The sequence below is a fragment of the Staphylococcus sp. 2S1 genome, assembly GCF_046721335.1.
Lineage (GTDB): Bacteria > Bacillota > Bacilli > Staphylococcales > Staphylococcaceae > Staphylococcus > Staphylococcus equorum_A.
Window position 1 is genome coordinate 418,725 of record NZ_JBEUUJ010000003.1, and the last position, 18,665, is coordinate 437,389.

Consider the following 18,665-nt stretch of genomic DNA (forward strand, 5'->3'; position numbering starts at 1 on the left):
CTATCTGTTAATTGATCTCGCTATCATGGATAATGTGTGGCGTTGTCCACGTATCGCTTTACTTAATTCAAAAATATTTTCTACAGGAGCTAAACCGCCATAGCACTGCGTCACCAATATGTTGAATATCCACACCGCATATTTTATTTCGAATTGCGAAGTCCCTAATTGTACTGGCGTCAGAACTCTCTTGACTTGTCCCTATTGCTGACATGACTAAACCACCATGATGATGGACTGCTTTCACTATGTCTTTTAATTGTGCTTCATCAAATCCTGGAACTGTTCCAATAGATGGTACTAAAATAATATCAGCACCTGCATCAATAAATTTTTCAACATATGCTTTAGTAATTACAGGTTCATCTACACTTGCACTGTGCATTTTTCCGGCTATAATCAATCCTGAAAAATTTGCTCTTGTCTCAGCAATTGCACCAACAATTTTTTCATTAGATACGCCAGTACCTGGATTACCTGTCATGCAAATAAAGTTTATGCCTAATTTTTCTAAAGCTTTTACTGTTTTCGAACTTGCTTGTCGTCCTTTAGCAATATTTAATTTTTCTTCTGCCATGCTCGCTTGCTCATCTACTGGTTCTAAATTGACACCTATAGGTCTTGCAACAAGACGTCTTAATTCTTTAATGACATGTTTTTTCTCATCTATATTTTCTACTTTAGGATTGAACGCGTCTAATCCATTTAATAAAATCAAATCTGCTCCGAATGCACGTGATAGTTCTGCATTTGTTATGTCTGGTATGACTGGTGTACGCGTAACAACATTCTCTGCTAAAACAACGCGACCATCACTTGCTTTGATACTTTGTTTTAATTCTTCGGCCGTCATTTTCACTATTTCTGAGGCATTAGCACTTAATAATCTCTTAACCATATTATCTACTCCTTTATTTTGGTTCTTCCGTTTCTTTTTTTCCGTTTACTTCTTTATCTTCTAAATATAAATTATATTTCTCCATTGCTCTATAAAATGGGTAATAGAGTAAAATATCGATAATGATACATACAATTTGAACCAATGAACCACTATAATGCCCTGTCGCTAAAAATCCACTGATGATAGGTGGTATCGTCCATGGCATCGCCGTCCCATTGGTGAGATGCACAATCCCGCTCGACATTGCGAAATACGTTATCGTCGCATTAATCATTGGTGCTAATACAAATGGAATAATTAATCTCACATTAAGTACAACAGGCAAACCAAACAATGTTGGTTCATTAATATTAAATATTCCCGGCATTAAAGTAAGTGGTGCCATCGTTTTTGTGATTTTACTGGAACGTTTTTTAAAAGCTAATATCGCAATTACGATGACTAGACCTATTGTTGAGCCGCCACCACCCATAAATACAAAATTATCAATAAATGGTTGCGTTATGATATGCGGTAAGTCTCCGTGTGGATTGGCTTGATATGCTAGACGGTTTTCATCAATATTTTTCAACCAAATTGGTTGCATAACTGCATTTACTACGTTTGCACCATGGATACCAACAAACCAAAAAGCACTATTAAGACCAACTAAGATAATGGTACCGATCAAGCTTCCTCCCATCAGACTTAACGGTACGCCTAATGTATTAACAATTAATTCATGGATGTTGCCAAACGGTAAATTATCCAATGCGATATATACAGCAAGCCATAATATGATAATCGCTGCCCCAGGTATTAATGCACTAAAACTTTGTGCGACTGCTGGCGGCACTTGATCTGGCATTTTGATTCTAATGTTTCTATTGATAAACCACTGAAAAATTAACCCTGAAATAATACCAATAATAAGTGCTACAAATAAACCCTGACTTCCCATATATATTTGAGGTATTGCTTCTTCAGGTACTTTATCTCCAGTCATTACATTCGGTGTGACAACTAAAAATGCTGACATCGCAATAATACCGGCTGAAACCCCATCTGTATTATATTGCCGGGCAATACTATGGGCGACACCAAAACTTGCAACTAGTCCCATTAATCCGAATGTCCCATTCACTGCTTTCATTAAATATGGTTGAATCCCCTGTGCTTCTAGCCACTCTATCCAGCCTGGTATCGCAATACCACTGATTACTAAAAATAATGAACCAATAATAATCAAAGGCATTGCAACGATAATGCCATCCCTCATTGAAATCAAAATTTTATTTGATCCCAATTTAGAAGCGACTGGTAACAAATGTTTTTCTAATGCGTCATTAAATTTACTCACATCAACACCCCATCGTAGATTCGATTTTGAAAACGCTTTCAATGTTTTTGATTAATTATAATTTATAATCAATTATGTGTCAATATAGTTGCAACTTTTTATTTTTAATATAATAATAAGAGTATTAAGAAATTATGGTGATAAAAATGAAAGCAAACATGACAAATAAACAGCGGATGATACGTGGCCAAATTTTAAATGAAATATACGTACGTGGCCCTATATCAAGAGTTGACATAGCAAGAAATACAGGAATTACACCAGCAACAACAACTGCAGTAACCGCAGAACTAATACAAGATAATCTCATTAAATCTACGGATATTGAAGTTGATCATTACGATATTGACACTAAAAAAACATCAGGACGCAAAAAAATATTACTTACAATTTGTAATAAATATAATTACTATGTTGGTATTGAATTAGCCAGAGATTTTGTAACGTTATGTTTAACTGACAATCTTGGCAATATCGTTGATCAGAATATGATTGATATTACTACAACACAATTCTTAAAAAAATCACTCCAAACTTTATATTGGAAGAACTTAATCATTTCTTAAAACAACATGCGGCTTATAATATTCAAGCAGTTGGCATTGCTTTACCAGGTCACTTTGATGAAATAGATCAACAAATTGCTTCGAATAGTGATTGGTCCGGTTTTGATTTGAAAAATTTACTTTCTCGTATTGACCTGCCTGTATTTTTAGAAAATAACGTACATTGTATGAGTCTATATGAACATTTACTTACATCAGAAAATGATGGCGAAAATTTCATCTTCTTCCATGCTGTAAAAGGGATTTTTTCATCTAGTATGTACCGTGGTAATTTATATGGAGTTTCCAATTTTTCTGTAGGGGAAGTCGGACATACCATCATCCATCCAGACGGTGAACGCTGTGAATGTGGTCGTAGAGGGTGCTTACAAAACTATTTAGGTGGTATGAATATTATAAATAAAGCTAAAGTTATTTATAGAAGTGCTCAAAGCACATATCTCACAAGTTTAGTAGCAGACTCAAATGATATAACTTTAGATACTGTTATAGAAGCGTATCGTTTAGGCGATAGTGGCATCGTACAAATTATCAAAGATGCTATGCGTGCAGTCGCAATTACGCTCAATAATTTAACCATGTTAGTAGATACTAATAAAATTTATTTGCATGGTCCATTATTTAACAATGATATTACAGATGTCATTTTAAAAGAATATTTAAGTTATCAAAACTTATACGGTGGATTAGGTGAAATTGATTTTCAAATGAAAGTTTATCACCCCATTAATGGGGCCAAAGGTGCCTGTGCCCTTGCCATCCACCAACATTTAATTTGGTCAGAATTATAGGTTATGTCAAAATATAATAGTTCGATAAAAGAGATAGCGGAGGATTTTTTGTCTTCCGCCTTCTTTTTTGATTTCTAACACTTCTTAATGACAAGTATTATCTATAAAAATTTTTATCCCTCACAAAAATTAAATAAAAATAACTTTTTAAATTATTAATTTTTTCCTTTTTTGAAAAAGCGGTGCGCACTAGATATAACTGTGATATTCTATTTTAATAAACATATTATAAGGGGGATTTTTATGCATTGCCCAAATTGCGGGGAGTCAGTTACAAAAAAAGATTTATTTTGTGGCGAGTGTGGTACCAAATTAACACTTCAAGATCAATCATCTACTGACAATCCAACTACTAATCAACATACATCTCAGTCTGATGCATCACAGAATCATGAACCATCTCATACCTCTCATCAGCCAAAACAACCAAGTCAATCAAACAAAAACATTACCAAACATTCTGATGATATTTTTAATGAGGCAAAATTATTTTTCTCCAGCTCATTTTCTAGGACAGATGAGGCAGTTATAAGTAAACATCAATTTACATTTAAAACGCTTTTCAGTCTCATTATTGCAGGGTTTATAATTACACTTATTTTATTATCTTTAGTTATACCAGCAGAGGTAGCATTTTTTGCGACAAGTAAGGCTAATATCGTTTTTAACATTACCTTTTACATACTAATATCTATTTCAATAATTTTTGCCATTACATTATTATTGATTAAACTGCTAAACATTAAAATCAGTGTACATAAAGCACTTTCCGATTTTGTATTAATTAATACTTTTTCTGTAATTGCGTTCTTATTAGGCTTATTATTTCTAGCTATTAATGTGCCAAGCTTTGGATCAATGCTTGTTTTAATTTCTATGCTATTTACATTAGTGTCACCAATTTATCTCACAACAAAGCACAGTCATATGCACCAACTTCGTATGCCCGTGATTTATGCTATTTTAATTTATATTCTTATTTTAGGTGTCCTCCTTCGCATTCTTATTGAAGGAACAGTTTCAAATTCTTTAAGTGCTTTAGATTCATATTTTAATACAGATTATTAAGGAGAGAGTTAATTAATGAAATACTGTAGTAATTGTGGAGCCGAAATTAAACCAAACCAAAAAGTATGTACACAGTGTGGCACACCTGTACATCAACAACGTAGTACAAATAACAACGACAATCATAATAAAAAATCAAAATTACCACTTTATATTACAATTGCTGTCATTGTAGTTATCATTATTGCATTATTTACAGCTTATAAGATAATTGAAAGTCAGCTTTCACCGACAAAACAAGCTGAAGCTATTTCAAATGATTTAAAAAATAATAAGCCCAGTAACTTAACTCATAATTTAAAAGCAAACGGCGGGTCTCTGTCTAAAGACGAAGCCAAAGCTGTCTATAAATATATTAATGAAACAGATAGCCCTGAACGTGTTGGTGATGAAATTCAAAGCGCCGCACAAGGTATGAAAGATAATACAATGGGTGGCACTTCTGTTACGGTTGGCGATAACGAACTCATAAACATCTCTCAAGATGGTAAAAAATGGGGCATATTTAAAAACTATAATTTTAATGTAAATGAAGCGTCTGTTACCATTCTTCCTGAAGAAGATAGTACGTTATCTTACAAACATAACGACGATACGAAACAAGTGAAACTAAAACAAGGTAAGACAAAAACACTTGATGACTTCCCTATTGGAATATACGATTTAAAAGCTACTCAAAAAGTAGATGGTAAAAAGTTTGATGGTGTCGTTCATATCGATATGTCTGAAAGTAACGATGCTGATCCTCAATTCAAACAAAAGCGTTTTACTGTAAGTACTGACTCAGCATATATCGATTCAGATTCACTAAAGCTTTATATCAATGGTGAAAAACAACAAGACTTTGATGAATACGCTAGCGAAACATTTGGTCCATACTCACCTGACGAAAAAGTAGAAGTATATGCTACAACTGAAGTTGAAGATAAACAATTCACATCAAATGTCGAGAATGTTTCAAGCCCTGAAAACGACGAAGAAGAAGTTGACGTTACTTTAACCTTTGATGATGATGCTATTAGCGACCATGAAGACAAAGTATTTGAAAAAGAAACTCAATCTGAAGATGACGAAGACGCATCCAGTTCAGATGAGGAGGATGTCACACGTGATAATGTTATAGACAAAGTCGAATCATATGAAGGCGAAAGTTTAGACACTGATACTTATACTTATAAAGAACCTGAAGAAACAGATGATGGTTGGGGATTTTCATTTACCGATAAAGACGGTAATTTAGCTGGATCATATACTATAGATGATGACGGTTATGTCACAGAATATGATGAAGACGGTAAAAAAGTCAATTCTGGATATTAATATTATTTTATAGGGAGTGGGACAGAAATCTAATTTTTCTAATAAATTTCGTCGTATGAACCCAGCCCGGCACAGCTACTGTAAACAAGTGCTTCAGCGCTTTTAAAGAACTACTTGTCTTCATAAATGAAGTAGTAGTTCTTTAAAAGCTTGATATAAGCGCATTTTCAATTCAGTCAGCCACTGCCAATATAAAAAATAAGCCTGAGACATGTGCTATGTCCCAGGCTGTTTTTTATTTAAATAAATCTTTCTTGCTTCTTTTCAAAATAATTTTAATAATATGTAGTTATTCACGTTATTCGAACATCTTCACTTCCCCTTTTTTCTAATCACTCTACGCCACTTTCATTTATCTTTTTTAATTGTCACAATTTTAGTAACTTTTATATGTAAATCTATACTGATGTAATATTACATGTTAGAATTTTATTGAATTAAACTCGTAATATTTATCTATAAATATCTATAAATCCACTAGATCCTAGGGATCTGGACTGCTGATCCAGGTTTCTTATTATTTAAGAAATAGGTGAAAAAATGAACTTCGTAGAATTAACAGCAAAAGAATTCACTGATTTTATTAATCAACATTTTGTGCATTATACCCAGTCTTATTCTCATTTTCATTATAGAAATCAGAATAAGAACGATGTACATTTAGTAGGCGTTAAAGAAGATGATAAAGTGATAGCGACTTGCCTATTAACAGAAGCTAGGGCATTAAGGTTTTTTAAATACTTTTATTCTCACAGAGGTCCTGTTTTAGATTATAGTAATCCAATATTAATTAAATTCTTTTTTGAAAATTTAAAAGTATATTTAAAAACTCAAAAAGCATTATTCGCTTTAATAGATCCATATATTTTAGAAAATATTAGAGATACTGATGGAAAAATAATTGAACACTATGATAATGAAAAGCTTAAAAATGCATTATCAAAATTAGGTTATGCCCATCAAGGTTATAGTATTGGTTACTCTACTACTAGCCAAATTAGATGGTTATCTGTTTTAAATTTAAAAGATAAAAGTGAAAGTACCATATTAAAAGAAATGGATTATCAGACACGTCGTAATATTAAAAAAACTTTTGAAATGGGTGTGGAAATAAAAACATTGGATATTTCAGAAACCGATGTATTCTTTGAACTATTTCAAATGGCAGAAGAAAAGCATAATTTTAAATTTAGAGATAAAGCTTATTTTGAGGAAATGCAAAAAATTTATGCTAATCATTCTATGTTAAAACTCGCGTATATCAATTTAGAAAATTATAAGCGACAATTGCAAAAGAAAAACGATAACCTTCTTTTAGAAATTAAAAATTTAGAGAATAAATTACAAGAAAACACTAATTCTAAAAAAACAAAAACGAAATTGAACCAGTTAACGCAACAACAAAACAGTTACGAAAGAAAAATTAATGAGACGATTGAATTAATTTCAACAGAAGGAAATATCTTGAATTTAGCTGCTGCATTTTATATATACACGAAAGATGAAGTTTATTACCTATCTAGTGGTTCTAATCCTAAATACAACCAATTTATGGGGTCTTATCGTTTACAATGGGATATGATTAAATTTGCCATAGAGAACGACATTCCAAGATATAATTTTTATGGCATTACTGGAGACTTCAGTGAAAATTCTGATGATTATGGTGTACAGCAATTTAAAAAAGGCTTTAATGCACACGTAGAAGAATATATTGGTGATTTTATAATTCCAATTAGAAAATTTTTATACAAACTATATTTATTAAATAAAAATAGACATGTTACGTAAATTAGATTCAAAACCAAATGCTGTAAATGTATTTGGTTTTTGAATCTATTTTTTGTTCATTCATTACTCAATACCACTTGAAAATGTCGGCGATTTGGTCCAATTCCTCATTAGTTAATAATGTACTAGCCGAATACTATAGGCTGAGGTTGCGCCCGCGGACAGCGCGCACAAAAAAATGCCAACAAAGTCGGAAACTTTGTCGACATTCTAAACCAATACAAACTTGTATCGCTTTTGTATATTTATTTAATTTAAAGCTGAATCATCAACGATAACTTCTACATTCGGATGTTGATGCAATATTGAAGCAGGAAGTGATTCTGACACTTTACCATCCATTAATTGTTGGATTGCATCTTGCTTATTACTTCCAAACGCTATTAGAATGATGCGTTTCGCACTCATAATAGATGCTAAGCCCATTGAAATAGCTTGTTTAGGTACATCTTCAATATTATCGAAGTGTTGACTGTTTGCTTTGATTGTTGAATCCGTTAAATCTACTACGCGTGTTTCACTTTCAAATGATGAAAATGGCTCATTAAAACCAATATGTCCATTTTCACCGATACCTAAGATTTGAATGTCTGCTGGCCCCGCATTGTGTATACATTGCTCATAGGCAATACATTCTTTTTCTACATCTTCTGCATCACCTTTAGGTAAATAAATATTATCTTCGTTCCAAGTGCTATTATGATTGAATAAGTGCTCTTTCATATAAGCATGGTAACTTTGTTCATGATCTGCCGCTAACCCAATATACTCATCTAAATTAAATGTCACCACATCAGTTAATTCTGTGTGATTAACATTAATTAATTCCGCTAAGTATTTATAGATATCAATCATTGTACTTCCCGTAGCAAGTCCTAACACAGCATTAGGTTGCGACTTTATTTGTTTCAAAAGCTCTATAGCAACATATTGACTCGCCGTTGTGCGGTCTTTCAAATTTATAACGTTCATATTTCTACCCCATTCTTTCTAATATCACTATATATTTTCATAATTAACATTTAATAACCTATATTACATAATTATCTGTTTTTTATCAAATTAATATAAAATGAATCATGCATACAATACTATTATACGCTTGTTTATGACTGTTCACTATCTAATAGTTCTTCTACTTCATTTTTTATCGTAGTTACATGGGGACCATAAACAATTTGAACGCCGTTCCCCTTCTGAATCACGCCTCTCGCTTCGGTCGACTCTAATATTTTTCTATCAACATCTTTATCAGTCTTTAAGGTAACTCTTAATCTTGTTGCGCAACAATCAACGATATCAATATTCTCTTTACCACCAAGACCTTGAATAATCGTTTTAGCACGATCAGTTGCTTCTACAGTTTCAGCCGCTTCGCCTTCTTCACGTCCAGGTGTTTTGAAATTAAATTTCGTGATGCAAAATCTGAATATAATATAATAAAGCATAAACCAAACGATACCTATTGGAATTACCCACAAGAAATTCGTCTTAGCATTGCCCCGCAATATACCAAATAATAGATAATCAATGAAACCACCACTAAATGTTTGACCAATCGTAATATTAAATATGTCTGCGAGCATAAACGCTAAACCATCTAAAAAGGCATGTATGACATAAAGAACCGGTGCTACAAATAAGAAACTGAATTCTAATGGTTCTGTAATTCCTGTTAAAAATGATGTTAACGCTGCAGATAACATTAATCCGCCAACGACTTTTTTACGTTCTGGCTTTGCAGTATGGTAGATTGCCAATGCAACACCACATAAACCAAACATCATAGTAATGAATCTACCTGACATATATCTTGATACACCTGAATAATATTTAGTAACATCAGGATCACCCAATTGAGCAAAAAAGATATTTTGTGTACCTTGTACAATTTGTCCTTTCACTTCTAAAGTACCACCCAGCGCTGTCTGCCAAAATGGTAAGTAAAAAATATGATGTAAACCAAATGGTCCCAAAAGCCTTAAAATAAAACCAAAGAAAAAAGTACCAATAACTCCTGTTTTATCTACAAGTCCTCCAACACCAAATATCCAACCTTGCACAGTTGGCCAAATAAAGAACATCACGACACCTAATATAATAGAACCTAATGCTGTGATAATAGGCACAAAACGTGAACCGCCAAAGAATCCTAAATAGGTTGGCAAGGATATTTTATGGAACTTATTATGTAAAAGCGCTGTCATGATGCCGGTTATAATACCGCCAAATACGCCTGTTTCCACTGTTTGTATTCCAAGGACTGTACTTTGACCTTCTTTAGCTAAATTACCGTCTGCTAATGTATCTGTAATAATTAACAAACCATTCATTGAAGCATTCATAATGAGGAACCCTAACATGGCGACTAAACCTGCTGTTCCTTTATCACTTTTGGCTAAACCAATCGCAACACCTACTGCAAAAATGACAGGTAAATTTTGGAAGACAATATCACCTGCAGATGACATTAATATAAATATATTTTGTAATAGTTCAATATCCAATAAAGGATATGCTTTGATTGTATTTGGATTACTTAATGCGCCACCAATACCTAACAATAAACCGGCTGCTGGTAAAATTGCTATAGGTAACATAAAGGACTTACCGAATTGTTGTGCTTTCTCAAATAGCTTACTCATAATTGATTAACCTCCTAATTACCATAAATATACAAGCAAAGAAAATGATAATCAATACAATTCGTCATTATGAAAAACATTTTCAAAAGGATATAACGCTTTTTATGTAAGCCCTTTATTATAAACCTCGTTTAGTTCACTTAAATAACAGTTTTCTTTATACATTAAATAATCTGTTTCACCCATTAGGACACTTCACAATCTACATCGTCATATTAAAAGTTTCACGGCAGTGTTTTGAGCCAACATTTTCGGTAAATAATAGTGCTGAAGACTACAAGCTATGACTTCGTAAGGTGTGCAAAAAAATGGGGAGGGACAGAAACCAAAATTTGAAATTTGATTTCGTATTCCCTCCCCTACGACTATTGCTTCGCTTAAAATATATCGCCTAGTGTCACTGACATAATTGCTTTTATAGAATGTAATCTATTTTCAGCTTGATCAAATATCACAGCGTGCTCACCTTGAAATACGTCATCCGTAATTTCCATTTCAGACAAACCATATTTTTCATAAATCTGTTGTCCTACTTCAGTGTTTAAATCGTGAAATGCTGGTAAACAATGTAAGACGATTGCATTAGGATTCATCGTATTCAATAACATTGATTCATTTACTTGGTAAGGTAATAATTCATTAATACGGGTTTCTAAAACAGATTGATCCTCACCCATTGATAACCATACATCTGTATAGATAGCATCTGTTTGATAAATTGCTTGATTCACGTCATCCGTAATTAAAATTTCACTCTGAGATTGTGCGAGCATAATCCTTAGCCATCTTTTGAATTGCTTCATCAGGTTGTAAAGATTTAGGTGCGGCAATATGTACGTTAACGCCTAATATAGCTCCAGTGATAAGTAAATCATGTGCTACATTATTTCTAGCATCACCTACATATGTTAATGTTTTACCTTCTAAAGTTCCCCAATTTTCTTTTAATGTAAAGAAATCCGCAATCATTTGCGTTGGATGCCACTCATTCGTCAAGCCATTCCAAACTGGCACATTGGCATTTTTAGCTAAAGATTCTATATCTTTTTGATGATAACCTCTAAATTCAATGCCGTCATACATACGACCTAATACTTTTGCAGTATCAGCTGTAGATTCTTTCACACCTAAGTGAATATCACCTTGGCCAAAATACTCTGGATAAGCGCCCAAATCATACGCGAGCAACACTAAATGCCGAACGTGTTCTTGTAGAGGGTTTTTCAAAGAGTAACGCTAAATTCTTTCCTTTCAGATAAGGATGAGGGATCCCACGTTTTTTCTTTTCCTTTAACTCTCCAGTAAAATCTATTAATGTATTCAATTCTTCTGCTGAAAAATCGCATGTTTTCAAAAAGTGTTCTCCTTTAAAAACTTGTAACTTATTTAAAGCTGTTGTGTTCAACCCCATTTTCATCACTCCAATATTTTTATAAGATTTATATACATAATATACGTAATTCACATATAAAACAAGTATAAATATGCTTTATTATGTATATTGTTGAATTTTAGTTTAGAATGTTATCTTTAATTATTTGATAAACAGCACTCATTTTAACTAATGAATTTAACATTTATGCAGTTTTTCAAAGCATTTATGCACTGTGAATTTTCAATAAATAACACTTGTGAAATTTATTTTTTGAGTTATGTATGAATACGCATTGTACTACTTTTTTGTACTACAATGACGCTGAAATACTTAATTGACGGAGGTGATTGATTCTGTTAACTAAAATTGTGACTGTAATCAAACAGATCGTTGCTCAATTTATTTCTGGTGGCTTCCAAGAAAAATAAGTCATTCATTTCCACCCCATTTCAAAACGATTGCATAATCAGCTTTTAAAAATAAAAGAGTCCCATTCTAGTTTTAAAACTAGAATGAGACTTTTTTAATGGTAAATATTTATTTTTTAATACATAATTTTTACGATTACGTTGCTTCTTTCTTACTAAGCTTTGCACGCTCTTCAGGCGTTTTTAAGAAACGTGTCATAATTGCACTTGCTACATATAATCCAAAGATTAAGTACATCATGCCTTTTACGCCAATACTATCGTAGAATAACGCTACTAATCCAGGCCCAGCAAATACACATAACCCTGCACCTAAGTTTAGTATAGCCATCGCTGGCCCTTTGTCGCCATCACCTACAAGCGAAGGTACGAGCGCAGAAATTGGAACAAATCCTGCTAGACACATACCCCATAAAAACCCTACAGTGCCGATGACAAATACATTACCTGTAAATAATTCTGGTATAAAATACAATCCTAATGTGAACACAGCACAACCAATACCGCCGATGTATGAGATTGTATTTTTCCAACCAATCTTGTCACTCAATGCACCGAATATTATATTAAATATAATATTCGCGAAAAAAATTGTTCCCCAAATATTAAGCCAAGTTGTTGTTTCAATACCCTTTGATGCTAAATATATAGGCAAGAACAACGGGAATGCATATTGTGATGCTTGATTAATAATTCTTACAATACATGCCACTGCGACACGTGGTTCTCTTTTTAATATCGTAATTCCGAGCACCCATTTCTTTTACATGTTCTTTCACACCATGGCCTTTATCTTCTATTTCAAATTGATCTCTGTTTACAAATACAGCTAAAAACGTTCCAATAAGAACCCATATAATAGCTGTCCATAAAGTGAACACATGACCAAACCATTGAATTGCGAATGATGAATAGAATGATCCAAGCACACTTAAACCACCTGTAAATACAAACCAGAACCAACCTACTGCCGCACCTAATCGTTTTTGAGGTGAACGGTAAGCCACCCACACTAAAAATGAATAAGCAAACAACGGATAACCAAATCCTCGAATGGCATACGACGGAATCATTAGTTCATAATTCATCGTAGGTATTGCAAATCCTACAAATATAATATGACCAACAATATACAGCCCTGTGCCTAACAACATAACTTTACGCGGTCCAATAATTTCGACCAAGACGCCTGAGAACCAAGATCCAATTGCAATGGTCACACCATAACAAGTCGTTAAAATTGCAGTTTGTTGAACGGATAAGCCGTGATCATGAAGATAAGGACTTATCCAAGCAAGTTCTAATCCATCACCCATCATAAAGATTAATACGCCAATATACCCCCATAATAAAGTTGGTGGCATACCCATTTTCGATAATTTTTTATTCATATTTAACACACCCCTATGTAATTAAATTGATAACTTGTGGCTACTTATACAATTACAAAACATACTAAAATCCTAAGTGATAAAAATAAATTTTAATTGCTGCCTTTCATATTTCATCGTATAGAAAACGCTTTCATATATTGTCTTTATATTATTGTATTTTTTCTAATAATGCAAATTTATTTTCGTTTTCTTTCGTTTTCTTTCGATTAATGATTATTTTTAGATACTTTTGATATAATCAGCACTTCTATAGCACTTTATTAATTCTACATAGCTATTTTTTTGATACGTTTAATAATTTATTTAAGTTATATATTAATTACAGAAGATTGATTTTTATTTTGAAAACGTTTACAATAATTATGATTTAATCATCATATGACTAGATGATATTAATTTTGTAAGTTAGGGGTTAAAATATATGCTGTTATTAATTGCTTTAAGTGCAGTAATTGTACCGTTTATCTTTTTAGTGCTACTTCGTATGTCAGCTTTAAAAGGTATGATAATCAGTGCAATTGTTGTTACATTATTGGGAATATTTGTTTGGGGTATGAAAGGTAATGTTATAATTGCCTCATTATTACAAGGTACACATAAAACGTTTACGATTCTATATATCTTATTCGGTGCACTTGTACTACTTAATACATTACGACAAACAGGAGCTGTAGATCGTATTAACGCAGGTTTTGAAAAAATATCTGGGGATATGCGTGTTCAAGTCATTATCGTGGCATTCTTATTTGGGTCACTCATTGAAGGCGCATCAGGTTTTGGTACTCCTGCTATGGTGACAGCACCATTAATGGTAGCTTTAGGTTTTAGACCAATGGTCGCTGTGGCTACTGCATTAATTGCAGATAGTGTTGCCGTATCATTCGGTGCGGTTGGCACACCTGTCATAGTTGGACTTAGTACATTGCAAGATGCTGACAGTGGATTTTTCCAATCAACAGCTGAACGCATTGCTACATTAGATTTATTAAGCGGTATTTTTATACCAATTATTTTAATCATTACTATGGTTGTCTTCTTTGGTAAGAAAAATAAAATGAAATCTATACTTGAAATGATACCATGGCTCGCTTTAATCGGTATTGTTTACGCGGTTTCAGCATTTGCTTATGCATTTTTATTTGGTCCGGAGTTCGTAGCAATATTAGGTTCGTTGACTGGACTTGTTGTAGCAGTTGTAACTGCTAGCAAAGGTTGGCTATTACCTAAGACTGAGTGGAAAGACGCATTAGATGAATCTGCAGAAGTGCAAAAATCAGAAGAATCAATGAGTTTACTTACTGCTTGGGCACCATATTTAATGGTAGTTGTCTTATTATTACTTACTAGAACAGTACCATTTATTAAAGAATTCACAACAAGTGTTTTAGATTTAACTTGGACTAACATTATGAATTTTGAAAGTATTTCATCAGATTGGGAAGTATTGTATTCACCAGGAACCATCTTATTACTATCCGCAATATTTGCTATCATTATTCAGAAAAAACCATTTAAGGATATGGCTGAAGCTAGTGTAGAATCCTTAAAAACGATTAAAATAACTGGTATTACACTTATTGCGACACTCGCAATGGTTCACGTATTCATTAACTCTGGTATTAATGCTAATGACTTAATTAGTATGCCTGAATATATAGCTAATGCTATGTCCGAATATTTAGGCCCAGTTTGGTTATTTGTTGCTCCGTTCTTAGGTGCTTTAGGTTCCTTTATTACAGGAAGCGCAACAGTATCAACACTTACATTCTCACCAATTCAAATGAACATCGCAAACGCAATTGGTGCTGATTCATTTACTGTATTAGTCGCACAAGTTATTGGTGGCGCTGCAGGTAATATGATTTGTGTTCATAATGTTGTTGCAGTGTGTGCCGTGGTAAATATGCCGGGTGAAGAAGGTGGCGTAATTAGAAAAACACTAGCGCCTGCCCTCATATATTGTGCACTCGCAGGTATTAGTGCATATATCTTCACACTGTTTTTCTTCTAATTTAGTTGAAACTTAATAAATAAATAAAACAGACTAAGTGCTTTGATTAGCATTTAGTCTGTTTTATTTATTTATTAATACTACAAAACACCTGGGATATTCAATAGATTAAAGTGTATTTTTACTTTATAACTTCGTTATATTATCATACTCCTTAATATTTTGATAAAGTACAATTAACTTATTAATTAAATTTATTTGCCAAACTAAACAATGGATTGGATGGGGATCTACAAATGAAATTTAAAAACGTTACGTTATTAACCTCTGAGTTGGAAGAAACTTTGCAGTTTTACGAAGAAACATTAGAATGTCCTGTTCAAGTTCTTGATCACGATTCTTTTATTGTTCAAATTGGGGAAACTCAATTAAATTTTCAAAAATCCGAAGAAATCAATCAACCGTTTTACCACTTTGCAATAGATATTCCTTACAATCATTTTTACGATATGAAACAACACTATCAAAATATTTTATTTTTATTGATGGAAGATGGCCAACATACAACTTATTTTGAATCTTTCGTTGCACATTCAGTTTATTTTAATGATCCTTCAGGTAATATTGTCGAACTCATTGCAAGAGTATCTAATATGACGGATGAACCTGAATTTTCAAGAATTAGTGAAGTTGGATTTGTCTGTAATGAGTCTGGATGATGTGTATCAAGCTTTAACCAATCACCATCTTACAACACATGAAGGGCATTCATTTTCTCCAGAAGCTTTAAATTTTATGTGTGATTCAGAGGATGAGAGTTATATTTTGTTAACACCTGAAAATAAAAAATGGATTTTTTCCGATAAAGCATCTACTGCATTTCCGATAGCTATTGAAACACAAGACTTCAAATTAACTTATGATGACAAACATCAATGGTCTTTAGTATCTTTATAAATTTATACATAAAAAAGGATGGGTGCGTGACATAAATAATGTCTCGCTTCCATCCTTTTTATATTCAACATATTATTCTCTGACTTGTGATTTGTCACTGACAAACTTTTTTAATGTTTTATCTAATCCATCTTTGGCTTCTTGATCATAATCATAAGTGCCGTCTTCATTTGAAGTGATGTGTTTATCTAATATAAATCTGCCTTTGTGAATTGTGTCTGCACCTAGTTCTTTAATCACTGGATCCAAACTATATTGAATTGCTAATACATGCGCAAAGGTTCCGCCTAATGCTAATGGCAATACTGTCTTACCTGTGAAAGCGCCTCTTGGCAATAAATCTAAATACGTTTTAACAATACCTGAATAAGTCGCTTTAAATACAGGAGATACGATAATGATACCATCTGCGTTTTCTATTTTTTGATGCGTTTCATTAATAGATGCATTAGAAAAATCCGCTGTAATCAACGCTTCTGCGTCTAATTGATGAACATGTACAACATCTGTATCAATACCTTCATCTTCTAGATATTTTTCAGCATACTCGACAATACCTGTTAAACGAGATTGTAATTTATTTCCACCTGCAATGATTGCTACACTTGCCATCTTTAATGTCCTCCTTTATTTATTCAAACTGCTTATACTTTCTCAGACACCTGACAGGATCTCAATTTTTAAAAACTAAACATTTTATTGTTATGCATGTTGTTTCTATTGAATTTAAATTTCTGCTGTACTATAACTATATTGCTTATTAAATTGCGGTTTATATTGTGATCCTGGATGCGTAGATCTTAAATACTTTTCACCTTTACCGAATAAATTTTCTCTAAGAGTTGTATTTTCTTCATCATAATCTTTACGATAAACGCCACGTTCTTGTAATATTGGAACCACTTTTTCTATGAAATCTTCATATGAATTTGGTATCGTTCCATACGCAATATTAAACCCATCTACATCAGCAACTTCAACCCAGTGCTCTATTTCATCAGCAATTTGCGTAGGTGTGCCGACAAAGCGAACTGAGCCAATACCTAAGCCATGATGCTTAATAGCTTCTTTCAACGTCCATTTACGTGTTGGATCTTTCGCATAAATATCTAACAAGCTTTGAATCGCATCTGTTTCAATATCTTCTAAATATTGATCTGGGTCAAATTGAGAAAAGTCTATGCCTGTGTGTCCACTTAATAAAGCGACAGTTCCTTCATAAGTGATATGTTCGATTAACTCTTGATGTAATTGTTCTGCTTCTTCTACCGTATCACCAATAACGGGAACAATCATAGTAAACACCTTTAAATCTTCTTTATTTCTGCCTTGTTGTGTTGCTCTAGAACGAATGTCATTTACATCATTAGCTAGGCCTTGAAGTGAGTGATTCACGACAAAGATTGCTTCTGCATGTTTACCTGCAAAGTTACGTCCTTTATCCGAAGCTCCTGCTTGAAATAATACTGGTGTACGCTGTGGAGATGGCTCTACAATATGTGGCCCAGGGACATTAAAGAAACGCCCACTGTGATTAATTAAATGTACTTTATCTGGATCTGCATACGTGTTGGTAGCTTTATCTTTTACAACGGCGTCATCTTCCCAACTACTTTCCCACAATTTATATGTTACATCTAAAAATTCGTCTGCACGATCGTATCTTGTTTCTTTAGGCATACGTTCTGTTAATCCTAAATTTTCCGCTTCACTTCCTAAATAAGATGTCACAACGTTCCAACCAATTCGGCCATGTGTTAAATGATCTAATGTAGAAAATTTTCTCGCAATATCATATGGTTGAAAATAAGTCGTAGATACAGTTGGTGCAAATCCTACGTGTTCTGTTGCTTGCGCCATAGCAGATATCACTAATAATGGATCATGATCTGGAACTTGTACGGCATGTTGTACAGCTGTTTTATAATCATTGCCATATTCACTATACGTTCCTAATACATCAGCGATAAATAGTGAATCGAACTTCCCTTTTTCAAAAAGCTTTGCAAGCTTCACCCAATAATCGATGGTGCCATGTTGTGCGCCTTCATGTTTGTCATGTTTCCAAAGACCAATTGCATGTGGTGCTTGGTGAGTTCTGAATAAAGCCATTAAAATGTATTTGTTTTTTTCCCATTG

Annotated in this window: 12 protein-coding genes and 4 pseudogenes; 8 read left to right on the forward strand and 8 right to left on the reverse strand. The window is 33.2% G+C overall.

Annotated features, from left to right (window positions below):
* Together ABLV90_RS02475 and ABLV90_RS02480 are read right to left on the reverse strand one after the other, a co-directional pair.
* A pseudogene (locus ABLV90_RS02475) lies at positions 1-898 on the reverse strand (haloacid dehalogenase-like hydrolase).
* A gap of 13 nt (positions 899-911) precedes the next feature.
* Entirely contained in the window at positions 912-2,240 is a 1,329-nt protein-coding gene (locus ABLV90_RS02480) for a PTS sugar transporter subunit IIC (RefSeq protein ID WP_427706125.1), read from the reverse strand.
* A gap of 158 nt (positions 2,241-2,398) precedes the next feature.
* Here ABLV90_RS02480 and ABLV90_RS02485 point away from each other — a divergent pair, with 158 nt between their 5' ends.
* From ABLV90_RS02485 to ABLV90_RS02505, 5 genes are all read left to right on the forward strand, one after another.
* Positions 2,399-2,806 (forward strand): winged helix-turn-helix transcriptional regulator, encoded by a 408-nt coding sequence (locus ABLV90_RS02485; RefSeq protein ID WP_460872075.1) that lies wholly within the window; start codon positions 2,399-2,401, stop codon positions 2,804-2,806.
* Positions 2,782-3,597 (forward strand): ROK family protein, encoded by an 816-nt coding sequence (locus tag ABLV90_RS02490; RefSeq protein ID WP_460872076.1) that lies wholly within the window; start codon positions 2,782-2,784, stop codon positions 3,595-3,597. Before ABLV90_RS02485 ends, ABLV90_RS02490 begins: the two co-directional genes overlap by 25 nt.
* 243 nt (positions 3,598-3,840) lie before the next feature.
* The gene (locus ABLV90_RS02495) at positions 3,841-4,665 is read left to right on the forward strand and encodes a zinc ribbon domain-containing protein (RefSeq protein WP_069817817.1); all 825 of its coding nucleotides are present in this window, start codon (positions 3,841-3,843) and stop codon (positions 4,663-4,665) included.
* Positions 4,666-4,680: 15 nt separating this feature from the next.
* The gene (locus ABLV90_RS02500; protein ID WP_427708168.1) at positions 4,681-5,985 is read left to right on the forward strand and encodes a TcaA second domain-containing protein; all 1,305 of its coding nucleotides are present in this window, start codon (positions 4,681-4,683) and stop codon (positions 5,983-5,985) included.
* A 540-nt stretch (positions 5,986-6,525) separates the two neighbouring features.
* Entirely contained in the window at positions 6,526-7,776 is a 1,251-nt protein-coding gene (locus ABLV90_RS02505) for an aminoacyltransferase (RefSeq protein ID WP_460872077.1), read from the forward strand.
* Positions 7,777-8,025: 249 nt separating this feature from the next.
* Here the strand turns inward: ABLV90_RS02505 and nagB are convergent, their stop codons facing one another.
* The 4 genes and pseudogenes from nagB to ABLV90_RS02525 all read right to left on the reverse strand — a co-directional run bounded on the left by nagB (position 8,026) and on the right by ABLV90_RS02525 (position 13,615).
* Entirely contained in the window at positions 8,026-8,748 is a 723-nt protein-coding gene (gene nagB, locus ABLV90_RS02510; protein WP_427706117.1) for a glucosamine-6-phosphate deaminase, read from the reverse strand.
* Between the two features lie 134 nt (positions 8,749-8,882).
* Positions 8,883-10,421 carry a PTS transporter subunit EIIC gene (locus ABLV90_RS02515; RefSeq protein WP_460872078.1) on the reverse strand — a complete coding sequence of 513 codons (1,539 nt, stop codon included), beginning with the start codon at positions 10,419-10,421 and terminating at the stop codon, positions 8,883-8,885.
* 377 nt (positions 10,422-10,798) lie between these two features.
* Positions 10,799-11,832 (reverse strand): annotated as a pseudogene (argF, locus tag ABLV90_RS02520) (ornithine carbamoyltransferase).
* A 528-nt stretch (positions 11,833-12,360) separates the two neighbouring features.
* Positions 12,361-13,615 (reverse strand): annotated as a pseudogene (locus ABLV90_RS02525) (MFS transporter).
* Between the two features lie 424 nt (positions 13,616-14,039).
* Between ABLV90_RS02525 and ABLV90_RS02530 the strand changes: the two are divergent.
* The 3 genes from ABLV90_RS02530 to ABLV90_RS02540 all read left to right on the forward strand — a co-directional run bounded on the left by ABLV90_RS02530 (position 14,040) and on the right by ABLV90_RS02540 (position 16,526).
* Complete coding sequence (locus ABLV90_RS02530; protein ID WP_460872079.1) at positions 14,040-15,629, forward strand: L-lactate permease; 1,590 nt, start codon at positions 14,040-14,042, stop codon at positions 15,627-15,629.
* A 236-nt stretch (positions 15,630-15,865) separates the two neighbouring features.
* The gene (locus ABLV90_RS02535) at positions 15,866-16,288 is read left to right on the forward strand and encodes a VOC family protein (protein WP_460872080.1); all 423 of its coding nucleotides are present in this window, start codon (positions 15,866-15,868) and stop codon (positions 16,286-16,288) included.
* Positions 16,275-16,526: a hypothetical protein gene (locus ABLV90_RS02540; protein ID WP_460872081.1), complete on the forward strand. Its 252-nt coding sequence runs from the start codon at positions 16,275-16,277 to the stop codon at positions 16,524-16,526. Before ABLV90_RS02535 ends, ABLV90_RS02540 begins: the two co-directional genes overlap by 14 nt.
* A 72-nt stretch (positions 16,527-16,598) precedes the next feature.
* Here ABLV90_RS02540 and ssuE read toward each other — a convergent pair whose 3' ends face one another.
* Entirely contained in the window at positions 16,599-17,138 is a 540-nt protein-coding gene (gene ssuE / locus ABLV90_RS02545) for an NADPH-dependent FMN reductase (protein ID WP_460872082.1), read from the reverse strand.
* Between the two features lie 114 nt (positions 17,139-17,252).
* Positions 17,253-18,663, reverse strand: a pseudogene (locus tag ABLV90_RS02550) (LLM class flavin-dependent oxidoreductase).
* Positions 18,664-18,665: the final 2 nt, after the last annotated feature.